This window comes from Providencia sp. JGM181, assembly GCF_018257375.1.
GTDB classification, from domain to species: Bacteria; Pseudomonadota; Gammaproteobacteria; order Enterobacterales; family Enterobacteriaceae; genus Providencia; species Providencia lanzhouensis.
In genome coordinates, this window is record NZ_JAERJY010000270.1 from 1 (window position 1) to 1,274 (window position 1,274).

The 1,274-nt window shown below is 34.8% G+C and carries 1 protein-coding gene and 1 pseudogene; both read left to right on the top strand.

From position 1 onward, the window contains the following. Nucleotides 1-1,160, top strand: a pseudogene (locus JK188_RS18065) (hypothetical protein); the annotation flags it as partial. A 29-nt stretch (nt 1,161-1,189) separates the two neighbouring features. Further along, the coding region (locus JK188_RS17445) for a shikimate kinase (protein ID WP_211888698.1) at nt 1,190-1,274 on the top strand (85 nt) is incomplete at its 3' end.

A 1,274-nucleotide genomic window follows, 5' to 3' on the forward strand; every position in this document is an offset into this window, starting at 1 on the left:
ACAGTTATAAACCGGAGATATCTAGAGATAGAGATGTAAATCGAGAAAAGGTAGCATCAGAGGAGGCAGTAAACACGCCATTACCATCACCACAGGAACTGTCTCCTCAAGAAAAACTAGAATTAAATCATCAGGAGATCTCAAATAGAATAAAGGTACTAAAAGAAGAAAAAAGTAATTTAGAAAAAAGTTATGAATGGAAGTTTTTGACTGATCCGGAGAAATACCCATGTAATTATCAATGGGTTTTTAAATCACCAAATCTTAATATCACTGCAAATATTAAATTTAGTTCAATACAAGATAGAGATCGCTTACTTTCGGATGATTTTGGTGATAGCCCTGTAGATATACCAAAATTAAATTTTTTTGATCCTCAACCTTTTTATAATGCTATTGAGAGAAACGCAGAATTATCAGCAAGAAATCATCTGCTAGAAACTCAGGAAAGACATACTCAATTAACAAAAGAAATTCAGTCTAATGAAAATGAATTAAGAAACATTAAAATTAGCATTGAAAAAAGCAGTATTTTAACAATGCCAACACCGATAATCCCTGTACACAATGGAAACTCAGTATCTGATGAAAAAACAAGGATGGATACAAATTTTGCTCAAGCAATTGAAAACAAACTTAATGCGGCTGGCGATAAACTAGCAGAAACATTTGAATGTACCTTTGGACTTGCTTGTGCATCGGATTTGGATAAGGCAGCTAAAAATCCCAATCTTGGAAAAGAACTTTCAAATTCAGATAAAGTAGAATTAGGTGGTACTGGTTCAGGTACACCAGATGGCTGGGAGCCTGAGGATGAAGCACATGCTAGAACACATCAGATTCCTTCTAAAGAGGAGCTAAAGCTAGGTGCATCTGAAATTAATCGTAATGGCTTAACAAATGCAGGACGATCATTGCAAAAGCATGGAGGAAGAGAAGGCTCGGTATATTCGTATTCAAATCAAAAAGCTTCAGTATTGAATCAAGAGGCTAGAGCAATAATTGATGAAATATTAGATAATCCTAATGTAACAATAAAATCTAGGACTGTTTATGAAAATAGGCAAAGAATTGAAGTGATTGATGCTAAGTCACCAGATGGTCGGACATTAAGATTTAGTAGAGATGGTAAGAAATTTATTGGTTTTAGAGAACCGTGAAATTGGAAATTAATTGATGGGGGATATTCATGTTCTGCATTATTGGGCCTAGAGGCTCAGGAAAAACAACAATTGGTAAGAAACTCGCGGAAAAAACGGGTTACCAGTTTATTG